This is a genomic window from Devosia yakushimensis (genome assembly GCF_030159855.1).
GTDB classification, from domain to species: domain Bacteria; phylum Pseudomonadota; class Alphaproteobacteria; order Rhizobiales; family Devosiaceae; genus Devosia; species Devosia yakushimensis.
Genome location: NZ_BSNG01000001.1, coordinates 1,732,407 through 1,755,469 on the forward strand (window position 1 = coordinate 1,732,407; position 23,063 = coordinate 1,755,469).

The 23,063-nt window shown below is 62.7% G+C and carries 21 protein-coding genes and 1 tRNA gene; 6 read left to right on the forward strand and 16 right to left on the reverse strand.

Annotated features, from left to right (window positions below):
- Positions 1-98: 98 nt before the first annotated feature.
- Together mfd and QQL79_RS08515 are read right to left on the reverse strand one after the other, a co-directional pair.
- Entirely contained in the window at positions 99-3,587 is a 3,489-nt protein-coding gene (gene mfd / locus QQL79_RS08510) for a transcription-repair coupling factor (protein WP_284389820.1), read from the reverse strand.
- Positions 3,584-3,874, reverse strand: coding sequence for an FAD assembly factor SdhE (locus QQL79_RS08515; RefSeq protein ID WP_284389822.1), 291 nt, complete (start codon positions 3,872-3,874; stop codon positions 3,584-3,586). The genes mfd and QQL79_RS08515 overlap by 4 nt, the downstream gene beginning before the upstream one ends.
- A 129-nt stretch (positions 3,875-4,003) precedes the next feature.
- Between QQL79_RS08515 and recG the strand changes: the two genes are divergently transcribed.
- Positions 4,004-6,112: an ATP-dependent DNA helicase RecG gene (gene recG / locus QQL79_RS08520; protein ID WP_284389823.1), complete on the forward strand. Its 2,109-nt coding sequence runs from the start codon at positions 4,004-4,006 to the stop codon at positions 6,110-6,112.
- Here recG and glmS read toward each other — a convergent pair whose 3' ends face one another.
- Both glmS and glmU read right to left on the reverse strand, forming a co-directional pair.
- Complete coding sequence (glmS, locus tag QQL79_RS08525) at positions 6,113-7,939, reverse strand: glutamine--fructose-6-phosphate transaminase (isomerizing) (RefSeq protein ID WP_284389824.1); 1,827 nt, start codon at positions 7,937-7,939, stop codon at positions 6,113-6,115.
- Positions 7,940-7,943: 4 nt separating this feature from the next.
- Positions 7,944-9,296: a bifunctional UDP-N-acetylglucosamine diphosphorylase/glucosamine-1-phosphate N-acetyltransferase GlmU gene (gene glmU, locus QQL79_RS08530; protein WP_284389825.1), complete on the reverse strand. Its 1,353-nt coding sequence runs from the start codon at positions 9,294-9,296 to the stop codon at positions 7,944-7,946.
- A 140-nt stretch (positions 9,297-9,436) separates the two neighbouring features.
- On the opposite strand from glmU, the gene QQL79_RS08535 reads away from it, so the two are divergent.
- The 3 genes from QQL79_RS08535 to QQL79_RS08545 all read left to right on the forward strand — a co-directional run bounded on the left by QQL79_RS08535 (position 9,437) and on the right by QQL79_RS08545 (position 10,942).
- Positions 9,437-10,225 (forward strand): hypothetical protein, encoded by a 789-nt coding sequence (locus QQL79_RS08535; RefSeq protein ID WP_284389826.1) that lies wholly within the window; start codon positions 9,437-9,439, stop codon positions 10,223-10,225.
- An 87-nt stretch (positions 10,226-10,312) separates the two neighbouring features.
- Positions 10,313-10,387, forward strand: a tRNA-Lys gene (locus tag QQL79_RS08540).
- A gap of 27 nt (positions 10,388-10,414) precedes the next feature.
- Positions 10,415-10,942, forward strand: a complete 528-nt coding sequence (locus QQL79_RS08545) for a hypothetical protein (RefSeq protein ID WP_284389828.1) — start codon at positions 10,415-10,417, stop codon at positions 10,940-10,942.
- A 136-nt stretch (positions 10,943-11,078) separates the two neighbouring features.
- Here the strand turns inward: QQL79_RS08545 and map are convergent, their stop codons facing one another.
- Genes map through tgt form a run of 3 tightly spaced genes read right to left on the reverse strand, consistent with a single transcriptional unit; the run spans position 11,079 to position 14,629 of the window.
- Positions 11,079-11,834: a type I methionyl aminopeptidase gene (map, locus tag QQL79_RS08550; protein ID WP_284389830.1), complete on the reverse strand. Its 756-nt coding sequence runs from the start codon at positions 11,832-11,834 to the stop codon at positions 11,079-11,081.
- Positions 11,835-11,838: 4 nt separating this feature from the next.
- Complete coding sequence (pgi, locus tag QQL79_RS08555; RefSeq protein ID WP_284389832.1) at positions 11,839-13,479, reverse strand: glucose-6-phosphate isomerase; 1,641 nt, start codon at positions 13,477-13,479, stop codon at positions 11,839-11,841.
- 22 nt (positions 13,480-13,501) lie between these two features.
- A complete protein-coding gene (gene tgt, locus QQL79_RS08560; protein ID WP_284389834.1) occupies positions 13,502-14,629 on the reverse strand; it encodes a tRNA guanosine(34) transglycosylase Tgt in 1,128 nt (375 codons plus the stop codon).
- A gap of 145 nt (positions 14,630-14,774) precedes the next feature.
- Between tgt and QQL79_RS08565 the strand changes: the two genes are divergently transcribed.
- The gene (locus tag QQL79_RS08565; protein WP_284389836.1) at positions 14,775-15,224 is read left to right on the forward strand and encodes a hypothetical protein; all 450 of its coding nucleotides are present in this window, start codon (positions 14,775-14,777) and stop codon (positions 15,222-15,224) included.
- A gap of 55 nt (positions 15,225-15,279) precedes the next feature.
- Here QQL79_RS08565 and ampC read toward each other — a convergent pair whose 3' ends face one another.
- Positions 15,280-16,449, reverse strand: coding sequence for a class C beta-lactamase (gene ampC / locus QQL79_RS08570; protein ID WP_370461248.1), 1,170 nt, complete (start codon positions 16,447-16,449; stop codon positions 15,280-15,282).
- 157 nt (positions 16,450-16,606) lie between these two features.
- Between ampC and QQL79_RS08575 the strand changes: the two genes are divergently transcribed.
- Positions 16,607-16,894, forward strand: a complete 288-nt coding sequence (locus tag QQL79_RS08575) for a GIY-YIG nuclease family protein (protein WP_284392848.1) — start codon at positions 16,607-16,609, stop codon at positions 16,892-16,894.
- A 72-nt stretch (positions 16,895-16,966) separates the two neighbouring features.
- Here QQL79_RS08575 and queA read toward each other — a convergent pair whose 3' ends face one another.
- The 8 genes from queA to QQL79_RS08615 form a co-directional block, all read right to left on the reverse strand.
- Positions 16,967-18,028: a tRNA preQ1(34) S-adenosylmethionine ribosyltransferase-isomerase QueA gene (gene queA / locus QQL79_RS08580; RefSeq protein ID WP_284389840.1), complete on the reverse strand. Its 1,062-nt coding sequence runs from the start codon at positions 18,026-18,028 to the stop codon at positions 16,967-16,969.
- A gap of 200 nt (positions 18,029-18,228) precedes the next feature.
- Complete coding sequence (locus QQL79_RS08585) at positions 18,229-18,678, reverse strand: DMT family transporter (protein ID WP_284389842.1); 450 nt, start codon at positions 18,676-18,678, stop codon at positions 18,229-18,231.
- 262 nt (positions 18,679-18,940) lie between these two features.
- Positions 18,941-19,420, reverse strand: a complete 480-nt coding sequence (locus tag QQL79_RS08590; protein ID WP_284389844.1) for a peptidylprolyl isomerase — start codon at positions 19,418-19,420, stop codon at positions 18,941-18,943.
- Positions 19,421-19,510: 90 nt separating this feature from the next.
- The gene (locus QQL79_RS08595) at positions 19,511-20,062 is read right to left on the reverse strand and encodes a peptidylprolyl isomerase (RefSeq protein ID WP_284389846.1); all 552 of its coding nucleotides are present in this window, start codon (positions 20,060-20,062) and stop codon (positions 19,511-19,513) included.
- Positions 20,059-20,553, reverse strand: a complete 495-nt coding sequence (coaD, locus tag QQL79_RS08600) for a pantetheine-phosphate adenylyltransferase (RefSeq protein WP_284389848.1) — start codon at positions 20,551-20,553, stop codon at positions 20,059-20,061. Before coaD ends, QQL79_RS08595 begins: the two co-directional genes overlap by 4 nt.
- A gap of 31 nt (positions 20,554-20,584) precedes the next feature.
- Positions 20,585-21,070 (reverse strand): GNAT family N-acetyltransferase, encoded by a 486-nt coding sequence (locus QQL79_RS08605; protein ID WP_284389850.1) that lies wholly within the window; start codon positions 21,068-21,070, stop codon positions 20,585-20,587.
- Positions 21,067-22,287 carry an MFS transporter gene (locus QQL79_RS08610; protein ID WP_284389852.1) on the reverse strand — a complete coding sequence of 407 codons (1,221 nt, stop codon included), beginning with the start codon at positions 22,285-22,287 and terminating at the stop codon, positions 21,067-21,069. Before QQL79_RS08610 ends, QQL79_RS08605 begins: the two co-directional genes overlap by 4 nt.
- Positions 22,287-22,904: a LysE family translocator gene (locus tag QQL79_RS08615; protein WP_284389855.1), complete on the reverse strand. Its 618-nt coding sequence runs from the start codon at positions 22,902-22,904 to the stop codon at positions 22,287-22,289. Before QQL79_RS08615 ends, QQL79_RS08610 begins: the two co-directional genes overlap by 1 nt.
- Between the last annotated feature and the right edge of the window lie 159 nt (positions 22,905-23,063).

Sequence of the window (23,063 nt, forward strand, 5' to 3'; positions counted from 1 at the left end):
CGAGAATTGAACTGCCCTTCAAGTGCTGAAATCGGGCAATAACATGACCGATGGTCCTTGCCAAAGCATTATGGCCGCCCCTCATAACAAGGACTTGATCAGGCCGCATTTTCGGCCAGTTTCGCCATGCGCGACAGGATGGCCGCCGTTCCCTTGAGACGCGCCTCCGGCGTCGGCCAGTTACGGGCGAAAACCAATTTCTGATCCGGCTTGATACGAACCTGATTGGCGGGGTCCGACACCAGCCGCACGAGGGCGGCGGGATTGGGAAATTCGTTGTTGCGCAGGGTGATAACAGCCCCCTTGGGGCCGGCATCGACCTTTTCGACATTGGCCTGGCGGCACAAAGCCTTGACCAGGATCACCTTGAGCAGCGCCTCGACTTCTTCCGGCAATGGGCCGAAACGATCGATCAATTCGGCGCCGGCGGCGTCGATATCGCGAATTTCGGTCAGATCGCCCAGGCGCCGGTAAAGTTGCATGCGCAATTGCAGGTCCGGCACGTAATGCTCGGGAATCATCACTGGCATGCCCAGCGAAATCTGCGGGCTCCACTCGTTGCGGTCCTCGTATTCCTCGTCGCCATTCTTGAGATTGGCGACCGCTTCCTCCAGCATGGCCTGGTAAAGCTCGTAGCCGACTTCGCGGATATGGCCCGATTGCTCGTCGCCGAGCAGGTTCCCTGCCCCGCGGATATCGAGGTCATGGCTGGCCAATTGGAACCCGGCGCCCAGGCTTTCGAGCGATTGCAGCACGCCCAGCCGCCGTTCGGCCGTGTCGGTCAGCTTCTTGTCGGCGGGCACGGTGAACAGGGCATAGGCGCGGGCCTTGGCCCGGCCGATGCGGCCACGGATCTGGTAAAGCTGAGCCAGTCCGAAATGGTCGGCGCGATGCACGATCAGCGTATTGGCATTGGGGATATCGAGGCCCGATTCCACGATCGTCGTGGCGACCAGCACATCGAATTTATTGTCGTAGAAGGCATTCATGATGTCATCAAGCTCGCCCGGCGGCATCTGGCCATTGGCGACGACAAACGACACTTCGGGCACTTGCGCCTTGAGGAATTCAGCAATCTCGTGCTGATCCTTGATGCGAGGAACCACGTAGAAACTCTGGCCACCACGATATTTTTCGCGCAGCAGCGCCTCGCGAACCGAGAGCGGATCGAAGGGCGAGATGAAGGTGCGGATGGCCAGACGGTCGACGGGTGGCGTCGCCAGCAGCGAAAGATCGCGCACGCCGGTCAATGCCAGTTGCAGCGTGCGCGGAATCGGCGTCGCGGTCAGCGTCAGCACATGCACATTGGCCTTGAGTTCCTTGAGGCGCTCCTTGTGGCCCACGCCGAAATGCTGCTCTTCGTCGATGATCAGCAGGCCCAGATCCTTGAATTTGATGGTCTTGCTGAGCAGCGCGTGGGTACCCACCACGATATCGACCTGGCCATCGGCAAGGCCTTCCTTTGTGGCTTTGAGTTCAGCGGCGCTCACCATGCGCGATGCATGCCGCACCCGCACCGGCAGGCCGGCAAAACGCTCCGAGAAGGTCTTGAAATGCTGGCGAGCCAGCAATGTCGTCGGCACCACCACGGCCACCTGCTTACCCGACAAGGCAATGGCAAAGGCTGCGCGCAGCGCCACTTCAGTCTTGCCGAAGCCCACATCGCCACAGACCAGCCGGTCCATGACGCGGCCGGAGGTCACGTCATCGAACACCGCCTCGATGGCGGCCATCTGATCTTCGGTTTCCTCATAGGGGAAGCGCGCGGCGAACTCGTCATAGGCGCCGGGGCTGATCTCAACCACATCGGCCCGGGTGAGCAGGCGTGCCGCCGCGATCTTGATGAGCTGTTCCGCCATTTCGCGGATGCGCTTCTTGAGCCGGCCCTTCTTGGCCTGCCAGGCAACGCCGCCCAGCTTATCGAGCGTTACATTGGAATCGTCGGCCCCGTAGCGGGTCAGCAGCTCGATATTTTCGACCGGCAGATAGAGCTTGGTATCGCCGCCATATTCAAGCTCGACGCATTCATGCGGCGCCCCGCCCGCTTCGATCACCTTGAGGCCGAGGAAACGGCCGATACCGTGATCGACATGGACGACCAGATCGCCGGCGGCCAAGCTCGCCGCCTCGGTCAGGGCATCGCTGGCCTTCTTCTTGCGCTGCGGCCGCAGGATGCGCTCGCCCAGAATGTCCTGCTCGCTGAGCACGAGCAGATCTTTGGTCTCGAATCCGGTCTCAAGCGGCAGCACGACCAGCGAGGTCGTTGCCGCGCTGGTGGTCTCGGCATCGCGCCAGTTCTCGGCCAGCCGCGGATTGGTCAGGCCGTGATCCTTGAGCACCTGTACCATGCGGTCGCGCGTCCCCACGCTCCAGCAGGCGACAATGCTGCGCCGGCCATTGCGGCGTTCGGCCAGCAGCCGGTCGACAACGGCCTGGAAGAGATTGGTGTCGGTGGCCTGCCGTTCGGCGGCAAAGCTGGGCGCGATATGCCCCCCGGCATCGTCCGACGCTTTGGCGCCGGGCGCCATGAAGGGCGAGAATTGCACAACCGACGCACCCGCGAGCCCATAGGGATGGGCGTCGATATCATAAAGCAGTTCGGGCTTTACCGGCTTATACGGTGCCCCTGCCCCCGCCACCACCGGCGCGAGCCGCGCCGCTTCGCGGGCCTCGTAATAGTCTCTGATCTGGGTCGCGCGTTCGGCATAGGCCTCAGCGGCCTGGTCGTCGAACACGAAGGGCGCGTCACCGACATAGTCGGCAAGGCTATCGAGATGGTCGTAAAAGAACGGCAGCCAATGTTCTGTGCCCGAATAGCGCGAACCGCCGCTGACCGAGGCATAGAGCGTGTCATCGACCGTATTGCCGCCAAAGGCTGCGGTGTAATTCTGCCGGAAACGGCGGATCGTTTCCTCATTGAGCACGACTTCGCTCATCGGCGTCAGGTCGACGCGCTTCAGCGTGCCGGTGGTCCGCTGGCTATCGGGATCGAAAGTGCGGATCGATTCGAGCTGGCTACCGAAGAAATCGAAGCGCAGCGGCGACTCGGCGCTGGCTGGAAAGAGATCGACCAGCCCGCCGCGCACGGCATATTCGCCCGATTCCCGCACGGTCGGCACGCGCAGATAGCCATTGCGCGAGGCCCAGCCGATCAGCTTCTCGCTATCGACCACCCGCCCGGCCGCGGCCGAAAACGACATGGTTTCCACCACATCGCGGGGCGGCACTTTCTGGATCAGCGCGTTGACCGCCGTCAGCACCACGGCACCCTTGGCCGCGCCCGAGGTCAATGCCGCAAGCGTATTCATTCGCGCGGCAATGGTGACATTATTGGGCGATACCCGGTCATAGGGCAGACAGTCCCAGGCCGGTAGCGTCAGGATGGTGTGGCCGGGCAGCATCGCGGTCAGGATATCGGCGATGCGCTGCAGCCGGCGGCCGTCGCGCGCCACAAAGACCACGCTGGCAGCGTCGTCTGGGGCAGCGCTCAGGCGTTGCTCGACCAGGCGCGACAGCACCATGGGCTGCATGCCATCGGGCACATTGGAGATGGTGCGCGTGGGCCGTTGCGGCATGACTTCGTTCATTTGGAAACGCGCGCCTTATGGTCCGCGATCACCTGCTCGAGCAGCGCGACATCGACAGTGTCAGGCGGCACTTCCTGCCCCATCACCCATTTGAGCAAATGTGGGTCTTCCTCGGCCATAAGGGCCTCGAGCCGATCCAGTTCCGCTGCTTCCATGGCTTCGGTATGCGCATCGGCGAACGGCCCCAATACGAGGTCCATTTCCCGTGTGCCGCGGTGCCATGCCCGATAGCGGATTTTCTTCCGGCGCATAGCAATGTCTTCACCGGCTGCGTTTTGCTGCGCCATGATTCCGAACTTCCTGATTTGTTCCCCCTGTTTACGCGGATTGTGCCGGCTTGTCAGCCATCAATGGCCCCGGGGTGACGAGGCTGTCGCCGGGCGCTAGTTTCGGGACCGAGAGAGGCCCATCGAATCGTGTCACGCCCTGAAAGCCTGTCGCCGCTGTTCCGTTCGCTACATTCCATCAAGGGTGTCGGCGACAAACTGGCTGCATTACTGACCCGCTTTTTCGGCGCCCCCGAAGGCCAGGAAGCCATCGCGCTCGACATTCTGATGCATATGCCTAGCGGTGTCGTGGACCGGCGCCGGCAGGTTGGCATTGCCGAGGCCTATCTCAACCAGATCGTGACGCTGCGCCTGCATGTCGACCGCCACCAGCCGCCGCCGCGTGGCAAGCTGCATGTGCCGCATCGGGTCTTCGCCCATGACGATACCGGCGATATCCAGCTGGTATTCTTCCGCGCCCAGGGCGGCTGGGTGGAAAAGGCCCTGCCCGTGGGCGAGGAGCGCTTTGTTTCCGGGCAGATCGGCTTTTTCAACGGTGAAAAGCAGATCACTCATCCCGATTATGTGGTGGAGCCGGATAAATTCGCCACCCTGCCGCTGGTCGAGCCGGTTTACCCGCTGACCCAAGGGCTCAGCTCCAAGGCGCTCGCCAAGCTGGTACGCCAGGTGGTGGATAGCGTGCCCGACCTGCCCGAATGGATCGGCCCCGAAACGCTGGCCAAGCACAAATGGCCCGGCTTTGCTCAAGCCATGCAGTCAGTCCACCTGCCCGAAAACCCTGTCGAAGCAGAGCTTTGGGGCCCTGCCCGCATGCGGCTGGCTTATGACGAATATTTCGCCGGCCAGCTCACCTTGCAGTTGATCCGCTCCACCATGACCGCTGCGCGCGGCATTGCCCGCGTCTTCACGGGCGAGATCACCGCGCGGGTGGCCGAGGCCCTGCCCTTTTCGCTGACCGAGGGCCAGCAACAGGCTGTTGCGGAAATCCGCGCCGACCTCGCCTCCCCCGACCGCATGTCCCGGCTGCTGCAGGGCGATGTCGGCTCCGGTAAAACCGTGGTCGCGCTGATGGCCATGGCGGCCGTTGCCGAGGGTGGTGCGCAATCGACATTGATGGCGCCCACCGAAATCCTCGCCACACAGCATTTCAAAACGCTGAAACCCCTCTGCGACAAGGCTGGGCTGGGCTGCGAATTGCTGACCGGCAAGATGCCCGCCGCCGAGCGCCGCGCCATTCTGGCGGGCATTGCGAATGGGCAGACCGATATCGTTGTGGGTACGCACGCCTTGTTCCAGAGCGGGGTCGAGTTTCACAATCTGGGCCTGACCGTCGTCGACGAGCAGCACCGCTTCGGCGTGCATCAGCGGCTCGCCCTCTCCGACAAGGGCCGTCACACCGATCTTCTGGTGATGACCGCGACGCCCATTCCTCGCACGCTGGTCCTCACCCATTTCGGCGACATGGCGGTCAGCGTCTTGCGAGAAAAGCCGCGCGGGCGTCAGCCGATCGACACCGCCGTCCTGTCGATTGGCGATTATGCCCGCGTCATCTCCCGCCTCCAGGCGCGCCTCTCCGAAGGTGCGCAGGCCTTTTGGGTCTGCCCGCTGGTTGAAGAAAGCGAGCATCTCGATGTGATTTCCGCCGAGGACCGCTTCGCCGAATTGCAGAAGGTGTTCGGGGATCAGGTCGCGCTTGTGCACGGCCGCATGAGCGCCGCCGCCAAGCAGGAGGTCATGCAGCGGTTTGCCGCCAATGAATTGAAGCTCTTGGTTGCCACCACCGTCATCGAAGTGGGCGTCGACGTGCCCAATGCCTCGATCATGATCATCGAACATGCCGAGCGTTTCGGCCTGGCGCAGCTCCACCAGCTCCGCGGCCGGGTCGGGCGCGGCTCGGTGCGCTCAGCGTGTCTCTTGCTCTACAAGGACCCGCTCAGCGAAACCGCCAAGGCGCGGCTCGACACCATCAAATCCACCGAAGACGGCTTTGAAATCGCCGAACGCGACCTTGAATTGCGCGGCCAAGGCGATGTGCTGGGCACGAGGCAATCCGGCATGCCCGGATATCGCCTGGCCGTGGCTGATGTCCACCGCCACCTCATCGATTTCGCCCATGACGACGCCAAGGCGCTATTGGCCCGCAATCCCGGCCTCTCAGGACCGGACGGCGAAGCCGCGCGCACCGCGCTCTATCTGTTCCGGAAAGACCTCGCCATCCCGCTGATCCGGGCGGGGTGACTATTCCACCGTCACCGACTTCGCCAGATTCCGTGGCTGATCGACGTCCGTGCCCATGAAGACCGCTGTGTGATAGGCCAGCAATTGCACCGGGATCGTCGCCAGGATCGGCGCGACGAAATTGTGCACGTGCGGGATGACGATGACATCGGCAACGCCATGCCCGACGGTTGCGGCACCTTCGGCATCGGTGATCAGGATGATCTTGCCGCCGCGGGCGGCGACTTCCTGCATGTTGGACAGCGTCTTGTCGACCAGCTCGTCGGACGGCGCAACCACGATCACCGGCATGGCTTCATCCACCAACGCGATCGGGCCATGCTTGAGTTCACCTGCTGCATAACCTTCGGCGTGGATGTAGCTGATTTCCTTGAGCTTCAGCGCACCTTCCATGGCGATGGGGAACATCGGGCCACGGCCGAGATAGAGCACATCCTTGGCCTTGGACAGCCGCTTGGCAATGTCCATGATCTGCCCCTCGGCGCCCAGTGCCGCCGATACGGCCGCCGGCAATTCGACCAGCGCGCGCACCAGTTCGGCTTCCCGGTCGACGCTCAGCACGCCACGGGCACGCCCGGCCGCAATGGCCAGACTGGCCAGCGCGGTGAGTTGTGCCGTCAATGCCTTGGTCGAGGCGACACCGATTTCCGGTCCGCAGAGAATGGGAAAGACCACGCCGGATTCGCGGGCAATGGTGGATTCGAGCGTATTGACCAGCGAGGCCACATGCTGGCCCTGGCTGGCGCAATAGCGTAGCGCTGCAAGCGTGTCGGCCGTCTCGCCGGATTGGGAGATGAACAGCGATAGCCCGCCCTTTTCCAGTGGCGGCTCGCGATAGCGGAATTCGGACGCCACATCGATATCCACCGGCAGGCGCGCATAGCGCTCGAACCAGTATTTTGCTACGGCGCCAGCAAAATAGGCCGTGCCACAAGCGCTGACCGTCAGCCGGCTCAGATCGGAGAAATCGAAGGGCAGCGTTTCGCGCAGGGCGACCCGCTCGGCGCCCATATCCACATAATGGCTCAGGGTATGGGAGATGGTCTCGGGCTGTTCGTAGATTTCCTTGGCCATGAAATGGCGGTGGTTACCCTTGTCCACCAATAGTGCCGAGGCCTGCGAAATCTGCTGCTCGCGGTGGACGATCGCGTCCATGCCGTCGCGGATGGTGACGCCGTTGGGTGTGATCACCGCCCAGTCGCCGTCCTCGAGATAGGTCAGGCGCGACGTGAACGGGGCCAGCGCCATGGCGTCCGAGCCCAGATACATTTCGGTCGTGCCATAGCCCACGGCCAGCGGCGCACCATGGCGGGCCGCAATCAGCAGTCCTTCCTGATCCCTGAACAGGAATGCCAGGGCAAAGGCCCCCTTGAGCTTCTTGAGCGTGCGCGCCACCGCCAGTTCCGGGTCGGCGCCATTGGCCAGTTCGCGGCTGACCCAAAGAACGACAGATTCCGTATCGGTCTGCGTCTGTGGCAGGTAGCCGTCCTTGGCGAGATCGGCCAGCATTTCGCGGAAATTCTCGATAATGCCGTTATGCACCACCGCTACCCGCTCGGTGGCGTGCGGATGGGCGTTCAGCTCGGTCGGCGCGCCATGCGTGGCCCAACGGGTATGGCCGATGCCGATCCGCCCATCGAGCGGCTCGAAAGCCAGCTTCTGCGCCAGATTGCCCAGCTTGCCCTCGGCCCGGCGGCGGTTGATGGCGCCATGTTCAAGCGTTGCCACGCCCGCGCTGTCATAGCCGCGATATTCGAGGCGCTTCAGCGCATCGACGAGACGCCCGGCGACCGGCTCACTGCCAACGATACCCACAATGCCGCACATGGTCTTATCCCTTCTTCGACTGCTTCTTGGCCGCAGCCTTGGCGAAAATCTCTTTTGCCCGTCCGGGCTTGGCCACCTGGCGGGCCCGGCCCAGGGCCAGCGCGTCGTCGGCCACGTCCTCGGTGATCACGCTGCCGCTGGCAACCAGCGCGCCCTTGCCCACCGTGACCGGCGCCACTAGCGACGAGTTCGAGCCAATAAAGGCCCCGTCGCCAACAATGGTCTGGTGCTTGTTGTAGCCGTCATAATTCACGGTGATGACACCCGCGCCGATATTGACCTCGGCGCCGATCGTCGCGTCGCCGATATAGCTGAGATGGCTGATCTTGGCACCCTTGCCGATTTCAGCCTTCTTGACCTCGACGAAATTGCCCACCTTGGCGCCTTCGCCCAGATTGGCCTCGGGCCGCAGCCGCGCAAACGGCCCGACCGATGCATTGGCGCCCACATGGGCCCCTTCGAGATGGCTGAAAGCGTGGATCACAGCGCCCTTCTCGATCACCACGCCCGGGCCGAACACCACATTGGGTTCGATGGTGACGTCGCTGGCGATCTCGGTGTCATAGGAAAACCAGACGCTTCGGGGATCCTTGAGCGTCACGCCCGCTTTCATGAAATCCTCGCGCCGCACGTCCTGGAACAGGCCCTCGGCCCGTGCCAGCTGGCTGCGATCGTTGACGCCCATGACGTCGTTTTCCGGCGCCACGCCATAGCCAACCTTCTTGCCGGCGGCATTGGCCAGTTCAACCAGGTCACCCAGATAGTATTCACCCTGCGCATTATTGTTGCCGACCTGGTCGATCAGGTCGCGGAAGACTTCGGCGCGGAACGCCAAAATACAGGCATTGCACAGCCCGATGCGCCGTTCTTCCTCGCTCGCATCCTTGTGCTCGCGAATGGCTAGCAGCCGCTCGCCATCGGTGATGAACCGGCCATAGCCAGTCGGGTCTTCCGGCTCGAACCCGAGAATGGCGACGTCCAGTCCGGCGTCCAGCCGGTCCAGCACCGCGCGAAAATTACTGCCGCGCAGCAGCGGGTGGTCGCCATAGACCACGGCAATATAGCCTTTGGCCGTCTCGAAGGCCGCGCGTGCCATCGAGGCGGCATGCGCCGTACCCTTGGCGATAGACTGCTCGAAATGCTCGATTGCGGGGTCCAATGCGGACACCGTCTTGCGGATCTGGTCGTGCCGCGGGCCAGTCACCAGCGCAATGCGGGTCGAGCCCGCCTCGCGTGCGGCGCGCGCCACGTGACCGACAATGGGCATGCCGCCCACCGGATGCAGGACTTTCGGCGTTGTCGATCGCATGCGGGTGCCTTCGCCCGCGGCAAGAATGATCGACAGCAATTCAGTCATGAGGCGTTCTCCGAGCGGCGATCTTCTCGTCGCCGATTTTCACAAATTTATGGCACGCAAGAGTTGGCGAACCGATAACAGCGGCGGCATTGTATTAACGGGCGCAAGACTTGATTCGACTGCGCCGCGGGGTGGCGTCATTGGCTAACGCATCGGAACAATTCCGGCAATCGGACGTCACCCTATGGGGTCTAGTGGCGCTGATTGTGGGCGGCATTGCCGTTTTCAGCGCCAATGTATCCGCGATCGTCCCGCCGAGCTTGCTGGCGGGCTTGCACAAGACCCGCCTTGAGGGCGCTTCGGTCGAGCAATTGCGGCTCGATGTCTCCGAGCTTCGCAAGGAAACGCTCCGCCTCAAAAACGAGAATACGACGCTGCTGACCCGTTTTGCCCTGCAGGAACAGTCGGGCGGAGAGGTGACGCGGCGGGTTGGGGCGCTTGAAGTCAGTCTGCCGCGCCTGCTTGAGGCGGTTCCCGACAGCGCCGAAATCGACCGCAGCATTCTGACCTCATCCATAGGCAATGGCGAGGCGGTGGTTTTTGCGGCCGAGGGGGGCAGCGTCAAGGTGAGCCAGCAGCCCATGCCGCAGGCGCTCCCGTCGGCTCCGGACAACCAGCCCCTGCCCGATCCGGTCGAAACTGCCAGTATAGATGAGACCCCGGCCGCGCTGGCGTTCGGCGTCGCTGTCGGTCCTGAAATTGCAGCCGCGGACGCGGGATTGGCCTGGAATGACATCTCCACCAAGGTTGGCCCCTTGCTGCTTGGCCTTGCGCCCCGCCTGGCCGACCAGCTCGAAGGCGATGGCAAGCGCATCGTGGTGGGCCCGATAGCGGAGATTTCTCAGGCGAGAGCCTTGTGCAACCGACTTGAAAGCGTATCGATTTCCTGCACGCCGATGCCGTTTACCGGCATCCCTCTCCCCAACTGAGGCAGCAAGAGGCGCAATTGCGGTTGACAGCCGAACTTGTCTGGCTATGTTCCGCCGCAACGCCAATAGCGTTGGCCGTTTCGGTCTGTGCCGGTAGCTCAGTGGTAGAGCATTCGACTTTTAATCGAATGGTCGAGGGTTCGACCCCCTCCCGGCATACCATCTCCCTTCATCATCGGGATCGTGACCGTGTCGCAAGGTAGTCTTGGTCTGCTCAAGGTGCTGGCCGTGACCGCCCTGACCTTCGCGGTCGGCACGCTGGTGATGCTCTATGTCATACTGCTGCTGGCCCGTTACGGCGCAAATCTGCCGATGATCGGGTCGCTGCCGCTGAGCGCGCCGCCGGAAATGGTGCCGCTGCTGGCCGACAACCGGCTGTTCACGACACTTGCGGCCGTCCATGTCACCGTGTCGGGCCTGGCCTTGCTGATCACCAGCAATACGATCGATATGGGCCTGCTGATCGTATCCAAGGCGGTGACGGTGGTGATCACCGCCCTGCTTGGCTTCGTCGGTGGCCACATGGCCTTTCTGCAGATCACCGAAGGCACGGCCTTCGCGCTGTCGCCGTTGACGCCGGTCCTCATCGTACTGGTCGGCTTCTGGCTGCTCTCGACCCTGCTCAGCGTGCCGACGCTGCGCCAATTGGGCAATCTGCGTTTTGTTGTGGCAGTGGCTTTGGTGCTGCTGGGACCGATGGTGCTGGTGGCGCTTTAGCGCGAATCCCATTCTCCACGGTGTCATTCCCGCGAAAGCGGGAACCTCCGTTTACTTCTCCAGCACCCTGAACAGAGGCTCCCGCTTTCGCGGGAATGACTCTGTGGGGAGAGACCTATTGTGGAAATGCCCCCACTTAAGCAGCCAGTGTCACCACGACGGCTCCGCGCGGGGTGGCCACCACCGTATGCTCATACTGCACACACGGTGCCGAAGGCGTGCTGATCAGCGTCCATTCGTCGTCTGGTGACTTCTGATCGGCCATGCGCCCCCCCAGGGACAGGAAGGGCTCGATGGTGAAGACCAGGCCATTGGTCATGCGGCGGCGCTCGGTCCTGTCGGGCCAGGTGGCGATTTCGCCTGGCTCGTCATGGAGGCTATCGCCCACGCCGTGGCTGGCGAGATTGCGGATCAGCGTATAGCCGCCCTTCTTGGCGAACTTGCCGATGGCCTCGCCGATATCGGCCAGTGGCGCGCCGGCCTTGACCGCACGGATGCCGGTCCACATGGCCTTCTTGCCGTCGCGGCAGAGCGCATCCAGCCGCTTGTCGCCGATACCCAGCACATAGGAGGCGCCGGTATCGGCGAAGACACCATGCTTTTCGGCCGAGACGTCGATATTGACCAGATCGCCCTCATGCAGCACCCGGTCGCCCGGAATGCCATGGGCGATTTCCTCGTTCACCGAGATGCAGGTTTCGCCGGGAAAGTCATAAGTGATCACCGGCGCCGAGCGCGCACCATGCTCGGCCAGCAGCCGCGCGCCGATCTCGTTGAGTTCGGCAGTGGTCATGCCGGGCCGCATGGCGGCCGCCATGGCATCGCGGGTAATGGCGCAGATGCGGCCGATTTCCCTAAGCTTTTCGAGCTGCTCTTCAGTGGTGATGGTCACGCGTTCAACCCTTGTTGGCGAGGTAATAGGCCAGCAGGCCCTGGGTGGAGCTGTCATGCCCCTCCCCGCTTTCCTTGCCTTCGACCTTGGGCAGCAGCGCCTTGGCGAGTTGCTTGCCCAGTTCCACGCCCCATTGGTCATAGGAATTGACGTTCCAGATGACGCCCTGCGTGAACACCTTATGCTCGTAGAGCGCGACGAGCGAACCCAGCGTTTCGGGCGTAAGCTGCTGATAAAACAGCGTATTGGACGGCCGGTTGCCGGGGAATACCTTGTGCGGCGCCAGTTCCTTGATCGCGGCTTTGTCGAGGCCCTGGGCCTTGAGTTCGGCGACAACCTCTTCCTCGGTCTTGCCCAGCATCAGCGCTTCAGACTGGGCCAAAACGTTGGCGACCAGCTTGTCGTGATGCGGCGGCAGCGATTCATGCGGCCGGGCGGCGATCAGGAAATCGGCGGGGATAATGTCGGTGCCCTGATGGATCAGCTGGTAGAAAGCGTGCTGGCCATTGGTGCCCGGCTCGCCCCAGACGATGGGGCCGGTCGACCAAGCGACGGGCTTGCCGGCCAGCGTCACCGACTTGCCGTTCGATTCCATATCCTGCTGCTGCAGATAGGCGGCAAAGCGGCTCAGGCGCTGGTCATAGGGCAGCACGGCATGGGTCGAAAAGCCCCAGACATTACGATACCAGACGCCCAGCAAGCCCATGATAACAGGCAGGTTTTCCTCGAGCGGGGCGCTGAGGAAGTGCCGGTCCATGGCGTCGGCACCCCTAAGGAAGGCGGCGAAATTGTCGTAGCCCACGGCCAGTGCGATCGGCAGGCCGATCGCCGACCAGACCGAGTAACGGCCGCCGACCCAGTCCCAGAAACCGAAAATGCGGTCTTCGCGGATGCCGAATTTCTGGCAGGCGGGGATGTTGGTCGAGACCGCAGCGAAGTGGTCGGCCACTGCCCCGTCGCCCAGCGCATCGGCGATCCACTTGCGGGCAGAACCCGCATTGGTCATCGTCTCGTCGGTCGTAAAGGTCTTTGAGGCAACGATAAACAGCGTCTTCCTGGGGTCGAGGCGCTTGAGGATATCGTGGATATGGGCGCCGTCGACATTGGAGACGTAGTGGGCGCGCAGGTCGGGGCGGGTATAGGGCTCGAGCGCCAGCGTCACCATGGCGGGACCAAGGTCGGAGCCGCCAATGCCGATATTGACGATATCGGTGAATTGCTCGCCGGTCTGGCCGCGGATTTCGCCATTGCGGACGGCATTGGTGAAGCTTTCGATATGCGACAGCACAGCGCGGATATCGGGCATGACATCCTTGCCGTCGACCGGCACCGGATGATCTCCCTGATATCTCAAAGCCATATGCATCACCGCGCGATCCTCGGTGATGTTGATATGTTCGCCTTCGCACATCGCGTCGCGGCGTTCCTCGACTCCGGCAGCACGGGCCAGGTCGAACAGGGCGGCCATGACGTCTTCGTCGATGCGGTTCTTGGAATAGTCCAGCAGGATCCCTGCCCCGGTCGCCGAATAACGCTTGAACCGGTTGGGATCGACTGCGAACTGCACGCGCATTGGCTGTTCAGCCAGGCGCTTCTTGAGCTTGCCAAGGGCTTCGAAACCCGCCTTGCGCCCCGATTTTGCCATGTAGATGAACCCTTTTCTGACGCTAAAGAACAGGCAGATCGCCGGCGGCCCATGCCGCGCGCGTTTCTGCCGCAAAATCGGTGAACCGCCCGGCCTCGATTGCGGTCCGGCAGCCCTGAACCAGCTCTTGATAGTAGTGCAGGTTGATCTGGGAAAGGACCATCGCGCCCAAAATCTCTTCAGTCTTAACGAGGTGATGGAGATAGGCGCGCGAAAAGCGGCGGCAATTTGGATTGGGCGAGGCCTCGTCGATCGGACGATGATCATCCTTATGCCGGGCATTTTTCAGGTTGATGACGCCGAAGCGCGTATAGACGTGGCCGTGGCGCCCTGCGCGAGTGGGGTGAACGCAATCGAACATGTCGATGCCCCGCCCGATGGCGCCCAGAATGTCGTCGGGCTTGCCGACGCCCATGAGGTAGCGCGGCCGGTCGGTCGGCAGCTCGGGGGTAATGTCCTCGATGACGCGGAACATCACGTCCTGCGGCTCGCCCACGGCGAGGCCGCCGACGGCATAACCATCAAAACCGATGGATTTGAGCCCCTGGGCCGAGCGGGCGCGCAGCTCGGCGTCGTCGCCGCCCTGCACGATGCCGAACAGGGCACGGTTGAGCTGATTGTTGAAGGCAGTCTTGGAGCGGTCGGCCCAGCGGAGCGACAGCTCCATGGCACGCTCGATTTCCTTGCGCTCGGCGGGAAGTGCAATGCACTCGTCGAGCTGCATGATGATGTCGCTATCGAGCAAGGTCTGGATTTCGATGGAGCGCTCGGGCGTCAGCTCGTGCGAGGAGCCATCGATATGGGACTTGAAGGTGACGCCGCGCTCGGTGAGCTTGCGCAATTGCGCCAGCGACATGACCTGGAAGCCGCCGCTATCGGTGAGAATTGGCCGTTCCCAATCCATGAATGTGTGCAGACCACCCAGCGAGGCGACGCGCTCGGCGCCGGGGCGCAGCATCAGGTGATAGGTATTGCCCAGCAGGATATCGGCGCCGGTGGCGCGGACCTGTTCGGGATACATGGCCTTGACGGTGCCGGCTGTGCCCACCGGCATGAAGGCGGGCGTCTGGATATCGCCGCGCGGCATGTCAATGCGGCCACGCCGGGCCATGCCATCGGTGGCGGAAAGGGTGAAAGTGACTTGTTTCATGGGCGCAGGTTCTAGACAATTGCCACGCGCGCGACAATGCATCTCGATCAGGCCGGCGAAAGTACGATTTGTCAGATTTCTGCCAAAGGTTTGATGGCGCAGTGGCGTCTAACGAAAGTGTCCAACTCGATTTCCCGGTGACCTGATGATCCGACTGTCTATCCTTGCTGCAACTCTGGCCTTCACTGCCATCCCTGCCCTGGCCCAGGACAATGGTCCGCTTGGTGATCGGGTGGGCGAATATGTCGGCTCCGGCGAGGGCGAGCTGAGCGCCGAGATCACTCATCTGCAGAACGACGTCTATGCCATTTCCATCACCACGACCGTACCGATGGAAAACGACATTCCCGGCTGCGGCGGCGGCATCGATGGCGAAATGATCATGACGGAGACCGGCGGCAATTTCTTCGTCGAGAACGAATTCTACGAACAGGGCTCGACCAGCCCGATGACCCGCGAGCGCTATTGCGAAATCGGCGTGACCTTCGACGAGGACGGCTTCCTCAACCTCGAAGAACGCAACGGTTGCATCAGCTATCACGGCGCTGCCTGCGGCTTTACCGGCCAGTTGCTGAATGTGAACGCGATCAACTGAGGTTCGCGATCGCCTCCCTCCCCCTTGAGGGGAGGGAACTGCATCGGGGCTTTCGTCACTCAGCGCGCTTGGCCCACTCCCCCGCCAACGCCTCCAGCACCGCATGCGTCGCCGTGATCCGTGCCGGGATCGGGAAGTTCTTGTTGGCCAGCATCACGACGCCGATCTTCTCCTCCGGCACGAAGGCGACATAGGCGCCGAAGCCATTGGTGGAGCCGGTCTTGTTGTACAGCGTCGGTTCCGTCGGGCTAACCGGCGGCGTCAGTTCGGTCGCGGGATTGGGTTCCATGGCCATGGTCGCCGCATTGCCGGCCAGGAGGCGCTCCAGCGATACCGGGAAGGGATATTGCTCCCATCCGAGCCCCTGCACCATTTCGCCCACCCGGAAATAGCCGATATGGGTGCCTTCGACTGCCTGCCGCAGCTCTGGCTCCAGGGTTTCAGGCGCGATATTGGCGTCGATGAATCGCAGCATGTCGGCGGTAGAGGATTTTACGCCATAGGCCTCGGCAGCCAGCCAGCCCGGATTGACCCGCGTGGGTTTACCGTCCCGGTTGTAACCCCAGGCGTAATTGTCCATCGCTTCCTCGGGAACGCGCATATATGTGCTGGTGAGACCAAGGCCCGGAATAATGGCTTTTTCCATCAGGTCGGTGAAGTCGCCATCGAGTGCCCGGGCGCCGAGGTAGCCGAATAGGCCGATGCTGGGATTGGAATAGCGCCGTTGCTCGCCCGGCGCCGCATCGGGCGTCCATTGCTGGAAATAGGCTTCCATGCCCGGGGCGTCGGGAAACTGCAATGGCAAGCCGCCGGCGGTATAGGTCGCCAGATTGAGCAGGGTCGCCTTGTCGACGCCCTTCCCCTCCAGCTCCGGCATATATTTGGACGGGTGATCGGCCAGCGACATTCCACCAATGACGACGGCGGATGCTCCCAGGGTGGCCGTGAAGGTCTTGCTGACCGAGCCCAGCTCGAACAGCGTATTCTCGCTGACCGGCGCCTTGGTATCCTTGGCGGCAAGGCCATAGTTGAAGAAATAGTGCTGACCGCCAATTGTCACCCCGACCGCGAGACCGGGCACGTCATGTTCCTCCAGCAGCGGCTGGAAAGCGGCATCCACCGCAGCGGCGATCGCCTCGGGTGCGTCATCTGCAAGCACGGCGATGGATGACAGACAGGTGGTGGCGGCAGCCAACGCCAGCGGCGCGGCTATCTTCTTGGTAATAAACAATTTACTTTCTCCCGAAGAGGCGAATGCAGGCGTCGGGGAGCAAGCCGGGGCAATGTGGCGGCAGTGGGGACACTATCCCCGATCGTCACCCTCATCCTCGATCGTCACCCTCGGGCTTGACCCGAGGGCTCTTTTTCTTAACCGTCGCGAGATGGCCGGTTACACCTATATTTTAGCAAACCACCCGCGCGGCAAACTCTATGTCGGCGTGACGAATGATCTCGTACGACGTGTCTATGAGCATCGAGAAGGATTGGCCGAAGGCTACACGAAAAAGCACAATATCAAGCAGTTGGTGCATTTCGACGTTCATGCCACCGTGCCCTTAGCCATCCAGCGTGAGAAAAATCTAAAGCATTGGGTGCGCGCGTGGAAAATAGCGCTGATCGAGGAGAACAATCCGGAGTGGAATGATCTCTGGTATGAAATCATTAAGTAAGAACCCTCGGGTCAAGCCCGAGGGTGACGAACTTGGGGCGTTCGCCGCGCCCTCTCGCTCCTCCGATCGCCCTCACTCCGCCCGGATCAGCAGTGAAGAATCCCCATAGGAGTAAAACCGATACCCTTCGGCGATGGCGTGCTCATAGGCGCCACGCATGGTGTCCATGCCGGCAAAGGCGCTGACCAGCATGAAGAGGGTGGATTTGGGCAGGTGGAAATTGGTCATCAGCACATCCACTGCGCGGAAGCGGAAGCCGGGGGTGATGAAGATGTCGGTGTCGCCGATAAAGGGTTGTAGCGTGCCGGTGGCACGGGCCGCGGTCTCCAGCAGGCGCAGGCTGGTGGTGCCCACGGCGATCACGCGACCACCCAGCGCCTTTTTGGCCCGGATGCGTTCGACCGTGGCCTGGTCGAGCTCGCCCCATTCGGCATGCATGACGTGATCGTCGGTGTCGTCCACCTTCATGGGGAGGAAGGTCCCTGCCCCCACATGCAGCGTCACCCGCTCGATGGTGACGCCGCGCTCGGTCAATTGCTGCAGCAAGGTTTCCGTGAAATGCAGGCCCGCCGTGGGTGCGGCCACGGCGCCGTCTTCGGCGGCATAGACCGTCTGGTAATCGGTCTTGTCGCGCTCCTCGATGCCGCGCTTGGCGCCGATATAGGGCGGCAGCGGCATGGCGCCGTGGGATTTGATGGCTTCATCAAGCTCAGCGCCGCCGAGATCGAATTCCAGGGTTATCTCGCCGGTATCGCCCTTGCCGGCGACGCGGGCGGTCAGCGCATCGGCCTGGCCATTGCCCAGCTCAAGCCGGTCGAGCACGGCGAGGCGCTTGGCCGGCCGGGCAAAGGCCCGCCAGGTATGGGCATCGACGCGCTTATGCAGGTTGAAGGACACCGAAGCCCGGTTTTCCCCGCGAATGCGGCTGCCGCGCAACTCGGCCGGCAGGACGCGCGTGTCGTTGACGACGAGCACGTCGCCAGGCTGCAGCAGCGTCAGCAGATCGGGGATATGGCGGTCGCTCAGGCCCTTGACCGGATCGACGACCAGCAGCCGCGCACTGTCGCGCGGCTCGGCGGGGTGCAGGGCAATCAGCTTTTCGGGCAGGTCGAAGTCAAAATCGGAAACACGCATGAGGGCTCCCTAGCACGGGTGGGCCTATGGGGGAATGCGCCACCCACCGAGTCATTCCCGCGAAAGCGGGAACCTCTGTTTTGGACGGTTCGGCAGGGAAACGGAGGTCCCCGCTTTCGCGGGGATGACATCGTGGAGGCGGATGATGCTGTGGAGTAAATAACGCCGTGGGCAGTTGGAGAGTTTGGCGGAGCGACCGATCAAAACGCCCGGATCATCACTGCGCCCGCAACAAGCATAACCGCGCCCGCCACGCGGCCGAGCGAGATTTCCCGCACCGCCATGCCCATGAAGCCGACCTTGTCGAGCGCCAGGCCCGCCAGCAATTGACCGGTTACAGAGAGAGCCATGACGGCGGCGGCGCCGATCATGGGCGTCAGCATGATATTGGAAAAGACGTAGAAAGCCCCGAGTACGCCGCCTGCCACGAAGGTCCAGGGGGCGGGGGCGCCGAAATTGATGGTGGCGCCCTTGGTCTGCACGAAGATCAGCGCGATGGCCCACAGCACGATGGCGCCTGCGACGAAGGACACGCCGGCCGCGGCGATCGGCAGGCCAAGGCCCTTGCCGAGCTGGGCGTTGATCGGGGCTTGCGTGGCAATGCAGGCGCCAGCGACGACGCCCATCAGCGCCCAGAGGAGAGTATCCATTTTCATCTATCGTATCGTGGTTTGGGTGGGCGAAGCTCGCGAGACGGCATACGCGCGATGAGGCCCGTTGAGAATATCGGTGTCATTCCCGCGAAAGCGGGAACCTCTGTTGTGCGATGCAGGAAAGAAAACGGAGGTCCCCGCTTCCGCGGGGATGACATTGTGGGAGGCGTAAGCCCCTCGGGCACCTTCTCCCAAGAGGGGGAGGAAGGCTCCGTGCCCCTCTCCCGCAAGGGGAGAGGGGAAGATTCGTGATCGGCCTTTAGGCGGCGATATCGGCGGCGACTTTGACCGAGATCATCTTGTCGGGGTTGATGACGGGCTCGCCGCGCTTGATCTGGTCGACGAATTCCATGCCTTCGATGACCTTGCCCCAGACGGTGTACTGCTTGTTGAGGAAAGGCGCATCGTCGAAGCAGATGAAGAACTGCGAATTGGCGCTGTCGGGATTCTGCGCGCGGGCCATCGAGGCGGTGCCGCGGACATGCGGCTCGGCGTTGAATTCCTGCTTGAGGTCCGGATACTTCGAACCGCCGGTGCCGCGGCCCTGGGGGCAGCCGGTCTGGGCCATGAAGCCATCGATCACGCGATGGAACACGATGCCGTCGTAAAAGCCTTCGCGCGCCAGCTTCTTGATATGGGCGACGTGATTGGGCGCCAGGTCGGGGCGCATGGCGATAACAACCTTGCCCTTGGTGGTTTCGATGACGAGGGTGTTTTCGGGATCGGTGATCTCGGCCATGGTCTTGCAACTTTCGTGTTGGGGGGATTTGTGCCCCGCATGTAAGGAATGTTGGCGTTTGGCGCAACCCAAGCAGGTCGCGCCATTGGCCTACTTATATTCGATCTTGGCCGAGACGATCTTGCCGGGGTTCTGCACCATGCCGGACTGGTCGGTGCCCTTGGGCAGCGCATCGACATATTCCATGCCGGAAACCACCTTGCCGAAGACAGTGTATTGGCCATCGAGGAAGCTGGCATCGGCATAGGTGATGAAGAATTGCGAATTGGCCGAGTTCGGGTCCTGCGCGCGAGCCATGCCGAGCACGCCGCGCTGGAAGCTTTCCTTGTCGGTGAATTCAGCGGCCAGATCGGGCAGCTCGGAGCCGCCCATGCCGGTGCCGGTCGGGTCGCCCGTCTGGGCCATGAAGCCGTCGATGACGCGGTGGAAGACCACGCCATTGTAGAAGCCTTCATTGGTGAGCGTCACGATGCGCTCGACATGCTTGGGGGCCAGCTCGGGCAGCAGCTCGATATCGACGTCGCCGCCTTCGAGGGTGAGAATCAGATGCGGCGTGCCGGTCTGGGCGAAGGCGGGAGCGGCGAAGGTGGCGGCCAGAACAGCGGCGGCAACCAGGGCAAAGCGGCGGGTAAAGGCGATCATTTCGATTTCAGGGCCTTGAGTACGATTTGCGGGACAAAGGCGGAAATATCGCCGCCCATCTCGGCGATCTGGCGCACCAATGTGGCCGAGATATGCCGCACAGGCGGGCTGGAGGGCAGGAACACGGTCTGCAGATCGGGCGCCATCTGGGCGTTCATCCCCACCATCTGCATTTCGTAATTGTAATCGGTGGTGTCGCGCAGGCCGCGGATGATCAGCTTGGCGCCGTGCTCGCGCGCCGCATTGACCATGAGGCCGGAGAAATCGACGATTCTGAATTCGGTATCGGTGCGCTTGCCGACCGGGGCCAGCACCTGCTGCAGAATCTCCAGCCGGTCGGAATGGGCAAAAAGCGGCGTCTTCTTGCCGGCATTGATGCCAACCGCGACGACGAGCGTATCGACCAGCTTGCAGGCCCGCTCGATGACATCGAGATGCCCATTGGTCAAAGGATCGAACGAGCCAGGATAAAATCCGACGAGCTTGGTCATAGGGCCCTCCCCCTGTTTGGCGCGGTTTGTGTCATGGGTTGATGACTGAATGCAAGCGCTGAACCGCGTGGCGCGTGAACACGTCGAGCCTGTCGGGCCCGACATCCTGCTCCATCAGGCTCCAGCCGAGCCGCTGATAGAAGCCCTGCATATGCGGCTTGGCGCAGAGATAGACCGGCGACATGCCCTGTTCGAAGAGCCTTGCCGTGGCGACTTTGAGCAGGGCTTCGGCAATCCCCTGCCCGCGCATTTCGGGCTCGACCCAGAGGGCCGCGATCCAGGGGGAAAGAAGCGGCCGGGCGGCCAGGTCGGATTCTATGGCTGTCGCGGTGCCGAGGAACTGCTCGCCATCGGTCGCGACGAGACTGAAGCGGAATGGTCCGCCTGCCAGAACGTCGGCCAGGGCTGTTTCGACATCGCTGAGCGCGGCGCCGTATGGGCGCCAAAATGCCTGCCAGATTCGGTCGGCGACGATGGGTTTGAGATCGGGGGTGTCGTTCAGATCCAGAATCTTCATCGGATTGCGCCGCTGCGCTGCACGATGAGGGCTGCCGATGCCAGCACCAGCAGCACGACGCCACCCGCCAGGAAGGCCATGCCGGTGCCGTAGGCGGTGGCGATGACGCTGCCGATAAAGGGGGCCGAGAGCATGACGGCCATGGTGACGGCCTCCCCGGCGGCGAAGACGCGGGCAATGCGGTCAGGCGGGGCTTCGGCCTGGATGATGGTGCGGTAGGGCACGAGCATGAAGGTGGTGGAGCCGGCGGCGATGGCCATGGTGAGGAAGAAGAGCAGGACAGGTGGCTTGAGGTCCGTTATGGCCGCTGCGGCGATGAGGCAGGCAATGATGCCGGCGACGAATGCGCCGGTGATCATGCCGCCAATGGGATTTTTGGCGGTGACCCGCCCGGCCAGCATGGCGGCAAAGAGGCCACCGGCGCCGGAGGCGGCGATGGAAAGGCCGAAGGCTGTCGGGCCATAGCCGAATTCGTCGGCCAGCAGGGCGATCAGCGTGTCGTAGAGGAAGAAGGCGAAATAGGCGATGGCCGAGAACACCAGCGCGGCCAGCAGCAGGCGGCTGCGGCGGAATTCGGCGGCGCCGGCCAGAAGTTCGGAGCGGAAATCGCCCTGCGGTTCCGATGGTGGCCGGGCCGGCAGGTTGAGCCGCAGGACAATGGCGGCGGCGACAAGGGAGAGCACGGCATTAATGCCGAACACGCCCTGGGCCGGCATGACCGCCAGCAAAAGGCCGCCCAGCGCGGGTCCCGCGATCTTGGAGGTCTGGTTGATGGCTTGGTGCAGGCCATTGGCGGCCGAGAGCATTTCCGGCGGGGTCGTGGCCTGGATGGCCGCCTGGCGAGCCGGATTGAAGGCAGAATCAACGCAGCCGCGCACAAAGACCAGGATCAGCACGATCGCCGTATTGGGCGCGAAGAGCAGCGCCAGGGTAACCACGCCCCGGCCCAGATTGCTGAGAAAAAGCACGCGCCCCAAAGGCGAGCGGTCGACAACCATCGAGAGCAGCGGGCCGGCCGTTACATAGGGTAGCGTCAATGCCAGGGCGAAGAGCGCCATGACGAAAGGCCCCTCGCCCCACACAAAGACCAGCAGCGCCACCACGGCGGCATAGTCCAGCCAATCGGCGAAATCGGCCGGCAGGCTCGCCGCGGCCAGCCAGCGTGGCGCCGGCAGCGCCATGAGCGACCGGTAACCGGACGATTGCGGATCGGCCATCAGGCGCGTTTCTGCAGAGCCAGCCACACGCCGCCCATCATCAGGATGACGCCCGAAACCCGGTTGACCAGCCGTACACGGGCCGCGGTCAGCAGGTGCCGGGCCTGCCCGGCTGCCACGGCATAGAGGCAATCGCTGGCGGTAGCGACGGCCATGACGATGAGGCCCAGGATCATGATCTGGCCAAAGGCGGGCCGGCTCACATCGATGAATTGGGGTAGGAAGGCGCTGAGGAACAGCAGGGTTTTGGGATTGGACCAATTGGTCAGGGCACCCTGCCAGATATAGCGGCCGATCGGCAGGCGCGCGCCATCGGCGAAATTGAGCCGGCCGGAAGAGCGGAACATTTTCCAGCCGATCCAGATCAGATAGGCGGCGCCGACCAGTTTGATGATTTCGAAGGCACCGGAGACGACGTTCATCACGGCCTCAAGGCCAATGGCGACGATGAAGACCATGCTGAGCATGCTCAATTCGGTCCCCAAAATGGTGAAGAGCCCCGCTTTAGTGCCGCCCGCTAGCGAATTGGCGATCACCACCGATACCGACGGCCCGGGAATGATGGAGAACAGCAGGCAGGCCAGGATGTAAGGCAGAATGATTGCGGGGTCGATCATGGTGGCTCCTTACAGGAGCCGGTGATGGACTCCTACCGAGGGTGAGCAAGCCATTGTGTGGGGGAAAGTGCAAGGGGGTGCGTGGGTTGCAGTTGCCGGGGGTGGATACACGTCTCGCAACAATCACCATCGCTTCCCTCGGGCTTGACCCGAGGGTCT